The sequence below is a fragment of the Bradyrhizobium sp. R2.2-H genome, from assembly GCF_004346455.1.
GTDB classification, from domain to species: domain Bacteria; phylum Pseudomonadota; class Alphaproteobacteria; order Rhizobiales; family Xanthobacteraceae; genus Bradyrhizobium; species Bradyrhizobium diversitatis.
In genome coordinates, this window is the sequence record NZ_SMBR01000002.1 from 491,447 (window position 1) to 506,556 (window position 15,110).

Genomic DNA, 15,110 nt, shown 5'->3' on the forward strand with positions numbered 1-15,110 from the left:
GCTTGCCGCAACGTCCAAAACGAAAAGGCGCCCCTTTCGGAGCGCCTCTTGCCTGTCGGAAAGCGTTCGAGCCGATCAGCCCGAATAGTACATGTCGAACTCGATCGGGTGAGGGGTCATCTCGAAGCGCTCGACCTCGGTCATCTTCAGCTCGATATAGGCGTCGATGAAGTCGTCGTCGAACACGCCACCGGCCTTGAGGAAGGCGCGGTCCTTGTCGAGGTTTTCGAGCGCCTCGCGCAAGCTGCCGCATACCGTCGGGATCTGCTTCAGCTCTTCCTTCGGCAGGTCGTAGAGATCCTTGTCCATCGCCGGACCCGGATCGATCTTGTTCTTGATGCCGTCGAGGCCGGCCATCAGCATCGCGGCGAAGCCGAGATAGGGGTTGGCGAGCGGATCGGGGAAGCGCACCTCGACGCGCTTGGCCTTCGGCGAAGCGGTGTAGGGGATGCGGCAGGACGCCGAGCGGTTGCGCGCGGAATAGGCGAGCAGCACGGGGGCCTCATAGCCCGGGACCAGACGCTTGTAGGAGTTGGTCGAGGGGTTGGTGAAGGCGTTGATCGCCTTGGCGTGCTTGATGATGCCGCCGATGTAGTGGAGGCAGGTCTCCGACAGGTCGGCATATTTGTTGCCGGCGAACACCGGCTTGCCGTCCTTCCAGATCGACTGGTGCACATGCATGCCCGAGCCGTTGTCGCCATAGACCGGCTTCGGCATGAAGGTGGCGGTCTTTCCGTAGATGTGCGCGACCTGGTGGATGCAGTACTTGTAGATCTGGAGGTGGTCAGCCATCAGCGTCAGCGTGTCGAACTTCATGCCGAGCTCGTGCTGGGCGGAAGCGACCTCGTGGTGATGCTTCTCGACCTTGACGCCCATCTTGGCCATGGCCCCGAGCATCTCCGAGCGCATGTCCTGCACGGAGTCCTGCGGCGGCACCGGGAAATAGCCGCCCTTGGTGCGGACGCGGTGGCCGAGATTGCCGCCCTCATATTCGGTGTCGGAATTGGTCGGCAGCTCCGAGGAGTCGAGGCGGAAGCCGGTGTTGTAGGGGCTGGACGAGAAGCGCACGTCATCGAACACGAAGAACTCGGCCTCGGGGCCGACGAACACGGCGTCGCCCACGCCCATCGACTTCACCATCGCCTCGGCCTTCTTGGCGATGCCGCGGGGGTCGCGGTTGTAGGGCTCGCCGGTGGTCGGCTCGAGCACGTCGCAGGTGATGACCATGGTGGTCTCGGCGAAGAACGGATCGATCGTCGCGGTCACCGGATCGGGCATCAGGCACATATCGGACTCGTTGATCGCCTTCCAGCCGGCGATCGAGGACCCGTCGAACATCGTCCCTTCGGCGAAGATGTCTTCATCGATCATGCTGACGTCGAACGTGACGTGCTGCCACTTGCCGCGCGGATCGGTGAAGCGCAGGTCGACGTACTTGACGTCGTTGTCCTTGATCGATTTCAGGACGTCTTTGGCGGTCTTCATGCATACCCCTTTTGGCTCTGCGGATCGGTTTCCAGATGAGCAAACTCGTTCTCGCTTTGGGCGAGTTTTGCGCGACCGCACAAACGAAATCAGGCCGCCGAAGCAGCCTTATTTCTTGTCGGAGTGTCGCAAAACGCGGGATAGCACCCGGCTCAGATAGCGTCCAGCCCGGATTCGCCGGTCCTGATGCGGATCGCCTCTTCGATGTTGGAGACGAAGATCTTGCCGTCGCCGATGCGGCCGGTCTGCGCGGCGCGGCGGATCGCGTCGATGGCGCGCTCGACCAGATCGTCGCCGATCACGATCTCGATTTTTACCTTCGGCAGGAAGTCGACGATGTATTCTGCGCCGCGGTAAAGTTCGGCGTGACCCTTCTGCCGGCCGAAGCCCTTGGCTTCAGTGACGGTGATGCCCTGAAGACCGACTTCCTGAAGCGCTTCCTTCACCTCGTCTAGCTTGAATGGCTTGATGATGGCTTCGATTTTCTTCACTGCGCGACTCCCGGCCTCTCGATCAAATAGCAACGTCTTCGTCAGGATGCGCATTTCTCAACGCACGATCTTGTCCTCTCTATGCCGGGATCCCTGACCAGTCCGGCAACAACGGTCGGCCACACTCTGTAAGATGCCAGTGAGCACGACGAACCGAAGCGGCTTCCTCGAAAGCAGGGTCTATGCCAAGTTGCAAATGCCCTGGTTATTGGAGCGTTATCAGCCTTTTAACGAGCATCCTGGGTGGTGGCGCCGATCTGCACAAAATACCGAAGACTACGAAATAGGCAAACGGTTCAATATATGTGCAGATTAATGTTTTTGCCGTCGGAGCGGCGCGGAAGGTGCCTGTTGAACAGGCGATTGTACTAGGAAGTGGCATGGAAGTTCTGACCAACGCCGAAATGCAGCGCGCCGACCAGCTCGCCATTGCGGCCGGTACGCCCGGCTTCGAGCTGATGCTGAGCGCAGGCCAGGCGGTCGCCAAGGCCGCCCATGCGCTGGTGGAGGAGGGGCCGATCCTGATCGTGGCCGGCCCGGGCAACAATGGCGGCGACGGCTTTGTCGCCGCCGCCGAGCTCGCCGCCCAGGGGCGGGAGGTCTCGGTGATCCCGATGTGCGAGCGCGATCAGCTCCAGGGCGATGCGGCCTCCGCGGCGCGCGGCTGGAAGCATCCGGTGCTTCCGTTCAACCCCCAGGCAATCGGAAAGCCTGCGCTGATCGTCGATGCGCTGTTCGGTGCCGGTCTCAGCCGTCCCGTCGACGGCGAGGTGCGCGAAATGATCGAGGCGATCAACGCCAACGGTGCTCCGGTGCTCGCGGTCGACCTGCCGAGCGGCATCAACGGCACCAGCGCGGCCGTGATGGGGGCGGCGGTGAACGCCACCGAGACCGTCACCTTCTTCCGCAAGAAACCGGCGCATCTGCTTCTGCCCGGGCGGATGCATTGCGGCCGCGTGCGCGTCGCCGACATCGGCATCGATGCGCAGGTGCTGGACGAGATCGCGCCGCAGACCTTCGAGAACGATCCGGACCTCTGGGGCGCCGCCTTTCCGGTGCCGCGCATCGATGGCCACAAATATGCGCGGGGTCACGTGCTGGCGGTGTCCGGCGATGCGGCAGCGACAGGCGCCGCGCGGCTCGCCGCGCGCGGAGCGCTGCGGGCCGGCGCGGGCCTCGTGACGCTGGCGAGCCCGCGCGATGCGCTCGCGATCAATGCGGGCGCGCTGACTGCGGTGATGGTTCGCCCCGTCGACACCGCCATCGAGTTCGGCGAGCTGCTCGGCGACAAGCGCTACAATACCTGCATCATCGGTCCCGGCGCGGGCATCGGTGAGCGCACCTGCGACCTCGTTCACACCGCTCTCAACGCGCAGCGGCATCTGGTGCTCGATGCGGATGCGCTGACGAGCTTTGCCGCGACCCCCGAGCGCCTGTTCGAATCGATCAAGTCCTCGCAGGACAGTGTGGTGGTGCTGACCCCGCACGAGGGAGAGTTTCCGCGCCTGTTCTCCGATCTCAGCAACAAGCATCCCGGCCGCTCCAAGCTCGAGCGCGTCCGCGCTGCTGCCGAACGCTCCGGCGCCGTCGTGCTCCTGAAAGGCCCGGACACCACCATCGCCGCCCCTGACGGCCGCGCCACCATCGCCGCCAACGCGCCGCCCTGGCTGGCCACGGCCGGTGCCGGCGACGTGCTCTCCGGCATCATCGCGGGGCTGCTGGCGCAAGGCGTGCCGGCTTTCGAGGCCGCCAGCATCGGCGTGTGGATGCACGGCGAGGCGGCAAGCGAGGCGGGGCCGGGCCTGATCGCCGAGGACCTCACCGAGACCCTGCCGGCCGTGCACCGGCGCATCTATGATGCGCTGGGGGTGGAGTACTGAGCGGTTCGCTACGGGCGGTAGGATGGGTAGAGCGCAGCGAAACCCATCATCTCAAGTCTGAGCGCGATGGCGATGGGTTTCGCTGCGCTCTACCCATCCTACAAAATCTCACTCCACCCCATACCAGCGCACCAGACGTGGTGCGGCCCAATCGGTCACCACGGATTCGATCAGCCATCGCCCGGGCGCGGTCGCCGCAAACGCGATGCGCTGGGTCTGTCCGGGCTCGATCGCGAGCGTGTCGAGCCAATAGGGCTTCCAGCCATCGTCGAGCGTGTCGAGCAGGCGGAAGGGGTGGCCGTGCAGATTGAAGATGGTGGCGATCGGGCCGGAGTTCTTCAGCGTCAGCACGACGGTGCGGCCGGTCTTGGCGCGGAAGATGGGGGCGGAGGCCGTGGAAAAGTTCGCGGGCCGCGTCCAGGCTGCGTCGGCTGCGCCAAGCGCGACATCGAACCGCAGGGCGCCTCTCAGATCGAGCTTCTCGGGAAGGTCGTTCGAAGGGAGCGGCTGCGGCGGCAACAGCGGCGCGCGCTCCAGCTTCCCGGAGATGACGAGGCTTCCGACCTGGCGCGCCTCCTTGCCGTCATGGAGCAGGAATGGGGCCGATGTCGCCGCATCCACGAATGCGTCGGCTCGCGCCCCCGGGGCCAGCACCAGGGCGCCATTTCGGGCGGGGAACGGCTCGGCCGGCTGGCCGTCCAGGGCCATCACGCGGACCTCGTGACTTCCCAATTTGATCGCGAGAACAGTACGTTGGGAGCCGTTGATGAAGCGTAGTCGCAGCCGCTCATTGGCCGCGGCTGAGAGTTCGAATGAAGTTCTGCCATTGACCGTGTAGAGCGGTGTCGCGTCCTTCGGGTCCTGGCCCGGCGGGACCGCGGTGCCATCCGGCCGCAGACGCCATTCCTCGATCAACAGGATCTCGTCACGGTCGGCGGCAACCCGGCCGGTCTCGGCCACGATGATCGGGAGCGGGCGCGCGGGCTGCTTCAGGCTGCCCTCGAAGAGACGGAAGTCCGCCAGCAGGGTTCCCGCGTTTGGTGTTGAAATGATTGATGTTTCGGTCGTATCCGGTGCGGCGGGCGCGCGCCCTCGCAGCGGGTCTGCGGCAGTCGCGCCATTGAGGCCGTACCAGACCGGCGCAAGTGGCACAGGCAGGTCGTTGCGAAACACCACTTCGCATCGGTCGCCGCGCTTGAGACGGACGGTCCCGAGATGGCTTACGGCGGCCAGCTCCCAGATTGCTGTGGCTGGTTGTCCCGCCTTCGAAGCCAGGGTTGCCGGCCTTGCCAGAAGCGCGAGTTGGGCGGTCACGAGCGGCCCTGCGCCGCCGGTCATCAACCCGGCCGCCGAGGCCCCTAGACCGGTCAAAACCTCACGTCGGGTCGGGTAGAGAATCCGCGGTTTCATGGGGCGATCCGGATCATGACGCGCTGGATAAGTCCAGCCATCGTGCCTACTTGAAGCATGCCTCCAACCGGCCATTTTTTTGCTGCGAACAGTCAGGCACATGCTATAAGCCCGGCCGCCCGCGGCATCGCGGCCGGTCTTGATGCAAATTCACGCGGGCGTGGCGGAACTGGTAGACGCGCTGGATTTAGGTTCCAGTGACGAAAGTTGTGGGGGTTCGAGTCCCTCCGCCCGCACCAAGCGCTTATCGCGTTTGCACGGATTACGAGACCTGCTTCTGCGGACGATCGTCCGTCTGGAGCCGGTCCGATGAACACCGGTGGTGAGGCGTTTGCCTCGCGCCGGATCGATTAATGACAGCGTCCCGACGCGCGACGTGCCGGGACCGAACGAGAAGAAGATTGGACGCCATGCAGGTCACAGAAACCCTCTCGGAAGGCTTGAAGCACGAGTTCAGGATCAGCGTTCCCGCGTCTGATCTCGATGCCAAGGCCGGCGCCAAGCTCGTCGACCTCAAGGACAAGGTCCGCATCAACGGCTTCCGCCCGGGCAAGGTCCCGGTCTCGCATCTGAAGAAGGTCTATGGCCGCTCCGTGATGGCCGAGACCATCGACCAGACCATCCGCGACACCAACACGCAGCTGTTCTCCGAGCGCGGCTTCCGTCTCGCCACCGAACCGAAGATCACCATGCCGAGCGAGCAGGCCGAGGTCGAGGAGCTGCTGAGCGGCAAGACCGATCTGACCTACACGGTCGCGATCGAAGTCGTGCCGGCGATTGCGCTCGCCGACTTCAAGACCTTTGAGGTCGAGAAGCCCGTGGCCGACGTCACCGACACCGACGTCGACGAAGCGATCAAGCGCATCGCCGATACCAACCGCACCTTTGCCGACAAGGGCGAGGGCGCCAAGGCAGCCTCCGGCGACCGCGTCACCATCAACTTCAAGGGCAGCATCAACGGCGAAGTCTTCGAGGGCGGCACCGGCGAAGGCATCCAGGTCCTGATCGGTTCCAACACCTTCATCCCGGGCTTCGAGGAGCAGCTGATCGGCATCGGCGCGAACGAGACCCGCACGCTGAAGGTGTCGTTCCCCAAGAACTACATGAACGACAAGCTCGCCGGCCAGCCGGCCGAGTTCGAGACCACCGCGACGCTGATCGAGGCGCCGCAGGACCTTGCGATCGACGACGAATTCGCCAAGTCGCTAGGCCTGGAATCGCTGGACAAGCTCAAGGAAGCCGCGCGCGAGCGCCTTTCTGCCGAGTTCGCGACCGCGACGCGCCAGCGCGTCAAGCGCGCGCTGCTTGACCGCCTCGACGAGGCGCATCGCTTCGAGGCGCCGCCCTCGCTGATCGACGAGGAGTTCAATCTGATGTGGAACTCGGTCAAGGCCGAGATGGATTCCGCCGGCAAGACCTTCGCCGACGAGGACACCACGGAGGACGCCGCCAAGGAAGAGTACCGCAAGATCGCCGATCGCCGCGTGCGGCTTGGCCTCGTGCTCTCCGAGATCGGCGAGAAAAACAAGATCACCGTGACCGACGACGAGGTCGGCCGCGCCGTGATCGAGCGCGCGCGCTCGATGCCCGGCCGCGAGAAGGAGGTCTGGGACTATTATCGCAACAACGCCCAGGCGTTGGCCCAGCTTCGTGCCCCGATCTACGAGGACAAGGTCGTCGACTTCATCCTCGAACTCGCCAACGTGACCGAGAAGAAGGTCTCGCGCGAGGACCTCTACAAGGACGACGACGCGGAAAAGACCGCAGCCTGAAGGCTTTCGGGCGAAGTGGATACCGGTTCGCGTCAAGAAAACGCGTCAGAACTGAATCCAGAGCCCGTTCCGATTGCATCGGAGTGGGCGCAGGGACAGTCTTCCATTAAGGATGATCAGCGAAGGGGCCCAGCTAGCCAGATGGCCGGCTGGGCCTCTTTGTACGAATCAGCTTCAACTGCCTCGAGGATTAAGCCTTAATACGCTCCGCACTTGTCAGGAGCGAATTGGGCTATATCTGTCGCTACGCCTTCTACCTCTACCAAGTTCCTGCATCACGGGACGTCCATCGGCCTTCCGGCATATCCAGTGCGACTGGCAGCCAAGATCGGCGATGTCCGCCTCTTAGAAACACTAGGTGACTCATGCGCGATCCGGTTGAAACCTACATGAACCTCGTGCCCATGGTGGTCGAGCAGACCAACCGTGGCGAGCGCGCCTATGACATTTTCTCGCGCCTCCTGAAGGAGCGCATCATCTTCGTGACCGGCCCGGTCGAGGACGGGATGTCGACGCTGATCGTCGCGCAGCTCCTGTTCCTTGAGGCGGAAAATCCGAAGAAGGAAATCTCGATGTACATCAATTCGCCGGGCGGCGTGGTGACGTCGGGCCTTGCGATCTACGACACCATGCAGTTCATCCGCCCGCCGGTCTCGACGCTGTGCACCGGGCAGGCGGCTTCGATGGGCTCGCTGCTGCTCTGCGCCGGCGAGAAGGACATGCGCTTCTCGCTGCCGAATGCGCGCATCATGGTCCACCAGCCCTCCGGCGGCTTCCAGGGCCAGGCCACCGACATCATGCTGCACGCCCAGGAAATCCTGAACCTGAAGAAGCGGCTCAACGAGATCTACGTGAAGCACACCGGCCAGACCTACAAGTCGATCGAGGATGCGCTGGAACGCGACAAGTTCCTGACCGCGAACGACGCCAAGGAGTTCGGCCTGGTCGACAAGGTCATCGACAAGCGTGCCGAGGAGCCGGCGCAGGCGAAGGCTCCGTAGCACTACGGGCTCGTCACGGCGGTCCCTCAGATCGCCGTGGACCCGTCGGGGTGCGTCCGCGTTAGGCGCGGGTGACGCGTCGCAAAGCGCGGTTTTGCGCTCTGCGACACGCAGAAGGTTCCGCTTTCGTGCTCTTTTCGTGGCAATCCAGCAACGCCGGGGTGATTTCGATCACTTCGTCCGTGCCAAGACCGGAAATCACGGTATTGTCACGGGTAGCCGGCGACGTCCGATTAGCGAATTCTTGATAGTCGGGTGACAGCATGGTTGGCTACGACTGATCGGCTATGATCGCGGGAGAATCGAGTGACCGTGATTCGCACGGGATGTGATGCGTAAGGTCTTTTTTGGTACGGAATTTGCTCTACTTAAGCTTCATGCCGGCCTTCGTGTCGGAATGGAGCGATCGAGCGGAACGGGATCGAACCGCGGACGGAGACAGGAATGAGTAAGGTCGGCACGAGCGACTCCAAGAACACGCTGTATTGCTCGTTCTGCGGCAAGAGCCAGCACGAAGTCCGCAAACTGATCGCGGGTCCCACGGTCTTCATCTGCGACGAGTGCGTCGAGCTCTGCATGGACATCATCCGCGAGGAGAACAAGTCCTCGCTGGTCAAGTCGCGCGACGGGATTCCGACGCCGAAGGAAATCTGCAAGGTGCTGGACGATTACGTGATCGGCCAAAGCCATGCGAAGAAGGTCCTGTCGGTCGCGGTGCACAATCACTACAAGCGCCTCAACCATCAGACCAAGCACAACGACGTCGAGCTCGCGAAGTCGAACATCCTGCTGATCGGTCCGACCGGCTCGGGCAAGACGCTGCTCGCGCAGACGCTCGCCCGCATCCTGGACGTGCCGTTCACGATGGCGGATGCGACGACATTGACCGAAGCCGGCTATGTCGGCGAGGACGTCGAGAATATCATCCTGAAGCTGCTCCAGGCCGCCGACTACAATGTCGAGCGCGCCCAGCGCGGCATCGTCTATATCGACGAAATCGACAAGATCAGCCGCAAGTCCGACAATCCCTCGATCACGCGCGATGTGTCGGGTGAGGGCGTGCAGCAGGCGCTGCTCAAGATCATGGAAGGCACGGTGGCTTCGGTCCCGCCGCAGGGCGGCCGCAAGCATCCGCAGCAGGAGTTCCTGCAAGTGGATACCACCAACATCCTCTTCATCTGCGGCGGCGCTTTCGCCGGCCTCGAGAAGATCATCTCGGCGCGCGGGCGGTCGACCTCGATCGGCTTCGGGGCCCAGGTGCTCGCCCCGGAGGACCGCCGTACCGGCGAGATCTTCCGTCACGTCGAGCCGGAGGACCTCCTGAAGTACGGCCTCATCCCCGAGTTCGTCGGCCGTCTGCCGGTCGTGGCGACGCTCGAGGACCTCGACGAGACCTCGCTGAAGAAGATCCTGACCGAGCCGAAGAACGCGCTGGTGAAACAATACCAGCGGCTGTTCGAGATGGAGAACATCGAGCTGACCTTCGCCGACGAGGCGCTTGGTGCGGTCGCCCGCAAGGCGATCGAGCGCAAGACCGGCGCGCGTGGGTTGCGCTCGATCCTCGAGGCGATCCTGCTCGAGACCATGTTCGACCTGCCGGGCCTGGAAGGTGTGGAAGAAGTCGTGATTTCCCGCGAAGTGGTGGAAGGAACGGCGCGTCCGCTCTACATCTATGCCGATCGATCCGATCGCGCCGTCGAGAACGCCAGCGCCTGATCCGGCGGCGCTGGAGCGCTCCAATCCTCTCTTCAAGATGGGGCTGCGGAACTGTATCTCCGCAGCCGGTGTTGCGTCGCTTGTTTGCGTGCGTAAGCGCCTGATGGCGCGCGTTTTTCAATGACTTGACACCCCCCGGGTCGATAGCCACCTAATGTCGGCGGCGAGCGAAAATTCTCTTCAAGATTCGCCTCAGTCCATCCGGCGAGCCGGTCCAACTCGTAGAGGACCGATCGGTTCTGCGGATCACCTCGGCACCTTGTGGCGGTTGCGCATGATCAGCGGGCTGCGTGCAAGGGGGCAAAGCAAAAGGAAAAGGCCATGACCAATCCCAAACCCCGGCCAACCATCGTCCATGGCGAAACGCACGCTTATCCCGTGCTGCCCCTGCGCGACATCGTCGTCTTCCCGCACATGATCGTGCCGCTCTTCGTCGGCCGCGAGAAGTCGATCCGCGCGCTCGAAGAGGTGATGAAGAACGATGCGCTGATCATGCTCGCGACGCAGAAGAACGCGTCCGATGATGATCCGGCGCCCGATGCCATCTACGAGACCGGGACGCTTGCCAGCGTGCTCCAGCTCTTGAAGCTTCCGGACGGCACCGTGAAGGTGCTGGTCGAAGGGCTCGAGCGTGCGCGCGTGGCGAAGTACACCGATCGCGCCGACTATTACGAGGCGACCGCGGTCGCGCTCGCCGACACCGACGCGAAGTCGGTCGAGGCGGAAGCGCTGGCGCGCTCGGTCGTGTCCGACTTCGAGAGCTATGTGAAGCTCAACAAGAAGATCTCGGCCGAGGTCGTCGGCGTCGTGCAGGCGATCACCGATTTCGCTAAGCTCGCCGACACCGTTGCCTCGCATCTCGCAGTCAAGATCGCCGACCGCCAGGGCATCCTGGAGACGCTGTCCGTCACTACGCGCCTGGAGAAGGTGCTGGGCCTGATGGAGAGCGAGATCTCGGTGCTGCAGGTCGAGAAGCGGATTCGTTCTCGTGTCAAACGACAAATGGAGAAGACCCAGCGCGAGTATTATCTCAACGAGCAGATGAAGGCGATCCAGAAGGAACTCGGCGACGACGATGGTCGCGACGAGCTCGCCGATCTCGAAGAGAAGATCTCCAAGACCAAGCTCTCCAAGGAAGCGCGCGAGCGGGCGCAGCATGAATTGAAGAAGCTGCGCCAGATGTCGCCGATGTCCGCGGAAGCGACCGTCGTGCGCAACTATCTGGATTGGCTGCTGTCGATTCCGTGGAACAAGAAGTCCAAGGTGAAGAAGGACCTGGAGGCTGCACAGGCCATCCTGGATTCGGATCACTATGGGCTCGAGAAGGTCAAGGAACGCATCGTCGAGTATCTCGCGGTGCAGTCGCGCGCCAACAAGCTGACGGGCCCGATCCTGTGCCTCGTCGGACCTCCCGGCGTCGGCAAGACCTCGCTCGGCAAGTCGATCGCGAAGGCGACGGGGCGCGAATTCGTGCGCGTCTCGCTCGGCGGCGTGCGCGACGAGGCCGAGATCCGCGGTCACCGCCGCACCTATATCGGCTCGATGCCCGGCAAGATCATCCAGTCGATGCGCAAGGCGAAGTCGTCCAATCCGCTGTTCCTGCTGGACGAGATCGACAAGATGGGCGCCGATTTCCGCGGCGATCCGTCCTCGGCCTTGCTCGAGGTGCTCGACCCCGAGCAGAACGCGACGTTCAACGACCACTATCTCGAGGTCGATTACGATCTATCCAACGTGATGTTCATCACGACCGCGAATACGCTGAATATTCCCGGCCCGCTGATGGACCGCATGGAGATCATCCGGATCGCGGGCTACACCGAGAACGAGAAGGTCGAGATCGCGCGCAAGCACCTGATCCCGAACGCGGTGTCCAAGCACGGCCTGGACTCCAAGGAGTTCTCGATCGACGACGACGCGCTGCTGCTTCTGATCCGCCGCTACACCCGCGAAGCGGGCGTGCGTAATCTGGAGCGTGAGCTCTCCACACTCGCCCGCAAGGCGGTGAAGGAGCTGATGATCTCCAAGAAGAAGTCGGTCAAGGTCACCGAGAAGACTCTGGAAGAGCTGCTCGGCGTGCCGAAGTACCGCTTCGGTGAGATCGAGAGCGAGCCGCAGGTCGGCATCGTCACCGGCCTTGCCTGGACCGATGTCGGCGGCGAGCTGCTGACGATCGAAGGCGTCATGATGCCCGGCAAGGGCAAGATGACGGTCACCGGCAATCTGCGTGACGTGATGAAGGAGTCGATTTCGGCGGCGGCGTCCTACGTCCGCTCGCGCGCGATCAACTACGGCGTCGAGCCGCCGCTGTTCGACCGGCGCGACATCCACGTGCACGTGCCGGAGGGCGCGACGCCGAAGGACGGTCCGTCCGCCGGTGTCGCCATGGCCACCGCGATCATCTCGGTCATGACCGGCATCCCGGTCCGCCACGATGTTGCGATGACCGGCGAGATCACGCTGCGCGGTCGCGTGCTGCCGATCGGCGGCCTGAAGGAGAAGCTGCTGGCTGCGGCCCGCGGCGGCATCAAGACGGTGCTGATCCCCGAGGACAACGCCAAGGATCTCACGGAGATTTCCGATGCGATCAAGGGCGGCATGGAGATCATCCCGGTCTCGCGTCTCGACGACGTCATCGCCAAGGCGCTGGTGAGGAAGCCGGTGCCGATCGTTTGGGAAGAGGACACCAAGGTGACGGTGAAGCCTGATGGCGACGAGGCCGCCGGCGGCCTGACCGCGCACTGAGGTTCAGTGAAAGATGATAAAACGGCGCCTTCGGGCGCCGTTTTTGTTTTGGGGGAAGGGGAGGAGGCAATGCACGTCGACGGGCAATGCCATTGCGGGCAGATCACCTTTGAAGCCGAGATCGACCCCGAGGCCGTCTCGGTCTGCCATTGCCGGGACTGTCAGACGCTGACGGGCTCGCCGTTCCGGGTTACCGTGATCTGTTCCGCGGCCGATGTCCGCCTGACCGCCGGCACGCCAAAGATCTACGGCAAGCGCGGCGACAACGGCCGGATGCGCTTCCAGCATTTCTGCGCCGATTGCGGTTCCCCGCTGTTCACCAGCGGCGAGGGCGACCAGGCCGACGATTGGGGCGTCCGCTGGGGCAGCATCCGCCAGCGCGACAAATTGCGCCCCGTCAGGCAGATCTGGTGCCAATCGGCGGCGGTGTGGATCGACGCCGTGCCGCTGCTGCCGGGAAGGCCGGGGGATTGAGGTCGGGCTTTCTGAGCCGTAGCGGACGAAGAGGGAAGCTTGGTGGGCGGTCACGGATTCGAACCGCGGACCCTCTCGGTGTAAACGAGATGCTCTAACCAGCTGAGCTAACCGCCCCACGGCGCCTCTTTAGCCTTGCCACGGGTGTTGGAGCAAGGGGGCGGTGACATTGCGCCCCGACCTCAGTTGACCGCCTGACCTGTTTCCGGCGTGGTATGACCTCGCAGCGCAGCGATGGAGGCCCCAATGGAACAGCCAAGCGGACACGAGCAAAACGCCGACCAGATCGCCTATTGGAACGGGCCGAGCGGGCAGCGCTGGGCCGACCGCCATGCGGCGCAGGAGAACCTGCTCGGCCCCATTGCCGACGTGCTGATCGACCGCGCCAGGCCGAGGCCCGGCGAGCGCGTTCTCGACGTCGGCTGCGGATCCGGTGCGACGACGGTGGCGTTCGCGAAGGCCGTGGCGCCGGATGGCTTTGCGCTCGGCCTCGACGTGTCGGAGCCGATGCTGTCGCAGGCGCGCGCGTTTGCGCCGAAGGGCCTGCCGCTCGATTTCGTGCTGGCGGATGCGACCGTCTATCCGTTCGAGCCGGCGAGCTTCGATCTGCTGGCCTCGCGCTTCGGCGTGATGTTCTTCGCCGATCCAATCGCATCCTTCACCAATCTGCGCCGTGCGCTGAAGCCATCCGGGCGGCTCGCCTTCGCCTGCTGGCGCGAGCCGAAGGAAAATCCCTGGATGATGGCGCCGCTGATGGCGGTCTACAAGCACGTGCCGAAAATGCCTCCGGTCGGGCCGGAGGAGCCGGGCCCGTTCGCCTTCGCTTCGGAGGAGCGCGTGATGCGCATCCTCAAGGGCGCGGGCTTCGTCGATGTGGCGATGGAGCCGCACAATCTCGCCATGGACATCGCGATCGGCGGCGGCCTCGATGCGGCCGTCGACGGCTCGCTGCAGATCGGTCCGGCCAGCCGCGCGCTCCAGGGCCATCCGCCGGAGACGCATGAGGCCGCAAAAGCCTCGATCCGCGAGACGCTCGCGCCGTTCCTGAACGGGCAGAGCGTCGAGTTGCAAGGTGCGATCTGGATCGTGACGGCGAAGGCGAGGTAGGGCTCGGCGCTCTCTCCACGCCCGTCATTGCGAGGAGCGAAGCGACGAAGACGACGTGGATGGATTTGCGATCCTACACCACGTCATCCGGCGCCAGCGCGCAGCCGTTGTCGGGATGCGTCTCGACCTGAAGCGTGGTGTGGCCGATGCGGAAGGATGTCTTGAGCAATTGCGCCGTCTGCATCAGGAATGCGTCGTCCGCGCCTGTTGGCATGACGAGGTGGCAGGTCAGCGCGGTCTCGGTGGTGGAGATCGGCCAGACGTGGAGGTCGTGGATCCCTGACACGCCGGGCCGCGCCAGCAGGAAGGCCCTGATCGCGGCGAGGTCGGTGCCTTTGGGCGCGGCCGCCATCGACATGTCGATCGAGCCGCGCAAGAGGCTCGTCGTGCTCCAGAGGATTACCGCGCAGATGACGAGGCTGGTGACGGGATCGAGCCAGAGCCAGCCCGTCCAGATGATCAGCGCCGCCGAGACAACGACGCCGAGCGACACCGCGGCGTCGGCCGCCATGTGCAGGTACGCGCCTTCGATGTTGATGTCTTCCTTGCGGCCGCTCGCGAACAGCATGGCGGTAAACGCGTTGATGAGGATGCCGATGCCGGCGACCACCATCACCGTAACGCCTGCGACGGGCTCCGGCTGCTGCAGGCGCAGGATGGCCTCCCAGCCGATCGCGCCGGTCGCGACCAGCAGGAACACCGCGTTCGCAAGTGCCGCTAGAATCGTGGAGGCGCGCAGGCCGTAGGTGAAGCGGCCGCTCGGGGCGCGGCGCGCTGCGATCGAGGCGCCCCAGGCCACCACCAGGCCGAGCACGTCGGAAAGATTGTGACCGGCGTCCGCGAGCAGGGCGGTGGAGTTGCCGATATAGCCGTAGATTGCCTCGGCCACGACCAGCGCGGTGTTGAGCGAGATGCCGATCGCGAACGCCTTGCCGAAACTGGCGGGCGCATGGACATGGGCGTGGCCATACTCATGAGCATGGCCGCCGTGATCGTGGTGGTGATGACCGTGATCGTGACTGCCCAAGC

Annotated in this window: 11 protein-coding genes and 2 tRNA genes; 8 read left to right on the plus strand and 5 right to left on the minus strand. The window is 64.0% G+C overall.

From position 1 onward, the window contains the following. Window positions 1–75: 75 nt before the first annotated feature. Complete coding sequence (glnA, locus tag EDE08_RS06460; protein ID WP_131868134.1) at window positions 76–1,485, minus strand: type I glutamate--ammonia ligase; 1,410 nt, start codon at window positions 1,483–1,485, stop codon at window positions 76–78. A gap of 152 nt (window positions 1,486–1,637) precedes the next feature. Next, the gene (locus tag EDE08_RS06465; RefSeq protein WP_007603495.1) at window positions 1,638–1,976 is read right to left on the minus strand and encodes a P-II family nitrogen regulator; all 339 of its coding nucleotides are present in this window, start codon (window positions 1,974–1,976) and stop codon (window positions 1,638–1,640) included. A 380-nt stretch (window positions 1,977–2,356) separates the two neighbouring features. On the opposite strand from EDE08_RS06465, the gene EDE08_RS06470 reads away from it, so the two are divergent. Continuing rightward, window positions 2,357–3,856 (plus strand): NAD(P)H-hydrate dehydratase, encoded by a 1,500-nt coding sequence (locus tag EDE08_RS06470; protein WP_165935744.1) that lies wholly within the window; start codon window positions 2,357–2,359, stop codon window positions 3,854–3,856. 108 nt (window positions 3,857–3,964) lie between these two features. On the opposite strand, the gene EDE08_RS06475 is transcribed toward EDE08_RS06470, so the two are convergent. Continuing rightward, window positions 3,965–5,266, minus strand: a complete 1,302-nt coding sequence (locus tag EDE08_RS06475; RefSeq protein ID WP_131868136.1) for a multicopper oxidase family protein — start codon at window positions 5,264–5,266, stop codon at window positions 3,965–3,967. Window positions 5,267–5,420: 154 nt separating this feature from the next. On the opposite strand from EDE08_RS06475, the gene EDE08_RS06480 reads away from it, so the two are divergent. The 6 genes from EDE08_RS06480 (at window position 5,421) to EDE08_RS06505 (ending at window position 12,974) form a co-directional block, all read left to right on the plus strand. Further along, a tRNA-Leu gene (locus EDE08_RS06480) sits at window positions 5,421–5,505 on the plus strand. Window positions 5,506–5,676: 171 nt separating this feature from the next. Further along, a complete protein-coding gene (gene tig / locus EDE08_RS06485; protein ID WP_131868137.1) occupies window positions 5,677–7,038 on the plus strand; it encodes a trigger factor in 1,362 nt (453 codons plus the stop codon). Window positions 7,039–7,403: 365 nt separating this feature from the next. Beyond that, on the plus strand, window positions 7,404–8,039 hold the full coding sequence (locus tag EDE08_RS06490) for an ATP-dependent Clp protease proteolytic subunit (RefSeq protein ID WP_061877822.1): 636 nt from the start codon (window positions 7,404–7,406) through the stop codon (window positions 8,037–8,039). A 444-nt stretch (window positions 8,040–8,483) separates the two neighbouring features. Then, window positions 8,484–9,755 (plus strand): ATP-dependent Clp protease ATP-binding subunit ClpX, encoded by a 1,272-nt coding sequence (gene clpX / locus EDE08_RS06495; protein WP_008547851.1) that lies wholly within the window; start codon window positions 8,484–8,486, stop codon window positions 9,753–9,755. A gap of 321 nt (window positions 9,756–10,076) precedes the next feature. Further along, entirely contained in the window at window positions 10,077–12,500 is a 2,424-nt protein-coding gene (gene lon, locus EDE08_RS06500; RefSeq protein WP_028181341.1) for an endopeptidase La, read from the plus strand. Between the two features lie 69 nt (window positions 12,501–12,569). Next, window positions 12,570–12,974 carry a GFA family protein gene (locus EDE08_RS06505; protein ID WP_131868138.1) on the plus strand — a complete coding sequence of 135 codons (405 nt, stop codon included), beginning with the start codon at window positions 12,570–12,572 and terminating at the stop codon, window positions 12,972–12,974. A 40-nt stretch (window positions 12,975–13,014) separates the two neighbouring features. Here the strand turns inward: EDE08_RS06505 and EDE08_RS06510 are convergent. Continuing rightward, window positions 13,015–13,091: transfer RNA gene (locus tag EDE08_RS06510), tRNA-Val, on the minus strand. Window positions 13,092–13,220: 129 nt separating this feature from the next. Here EDE08_RS06510 and EDE08_RS06515 point away from each other — a divergent pair. Next, window positions 13,221–14,081 (plus strand): class I SAM-dependent methyltransferase, encoded by an 861-nt coding sequence (locus tag EDE08_RS06515; RefSeq protein ID WP_165935743.1) that lies wholly within the window; start codon window positions 13,221–13,223, stop codon window positions 14,079–14,081. Window positions 14,082–14,154: 73 nt separating this feature from the next. Here EDE08_RS06515 and EDE08_RS06520 read toward each other — a convergent pair whose 3' ends face one another. Continuing rightward, window positions 14,155–15,108, minus strand: coding sequence for a cation diffusion facilitator family transporter (locus EDE08_RS06520; RefSeq protein WP_165935742.1), 954 nt, complete (start codon window positions 15,106–15,108; stop codon window positions 14,155–14,157). Window positions 15,109–15,110 lie beyond the last annotated feature (2 nt).

Excerpts from the sequence above, each read along its gene's own strand:
- glnA (WP_131868134.1), bottom strand. The coding sequence starts at position 1,485 with ATGAAGACCGCCAAAGACGTCCTGAAATCGATCAAGGACAACGACGTC.
- EDE08_RS06470 (WP_165935744.1), top strand. The coding sequence starts at position 2,357 with ATGGAAGTTCTGACCAACGCCGAAATGCAGCGCGCCGACCAGCTCGCC.
- EDE08_RS06475 (WP_131868136.1), bottom strand. The coding sequence starts at position 5,266 with ATGAAACCGCGGATTCTCTACCCGACCCGACGTGAGGTTTTGACCGGT.
- tig (WP_131868137.1), top strand. The coding sequence starts at position 5,677 with ATGCAGGTCACAGAAACCCTCTCGGAAGGCTTGAAGCACGAGTTCAGG.
- EDE08_RS06490 (WP_061877822.1), top strand. The coding sequence starts at position 7,404 with ATGCGCGATCCGGTTGAAACCTACATGAACCTCGTGCCCATGGTGGTC.
- clpX (WP_008547851.1), top strand. The coding sequence starts at position 8,484 with ATGAGTAAGGTCGGCACGAGCGACTCCAAGAACACGCTGTATTGCTCG.
- lon (WP_028181341.1), top strand. The coding sequence starts at position 10,077 with ATGACCAATCCCAAACCCCGGCCAACCATCGTCCATGGCGAAACGCAC.
- EDE08_RS06505 (WP_131868138.1), top strand. The coding sequence starts at position 12,570 with ATGCACGTCGACGGGCAATGCCATTGCGGGCAGATCACCTTTGAAGCC.
- EDE08_RS06515 (WP_165935743.1), top strand. The coding sequence starts at position 13,221 with ATGGAACAGCCAAGCGGACACGAGCAAAACGCCGACCAGATCGCCTAT.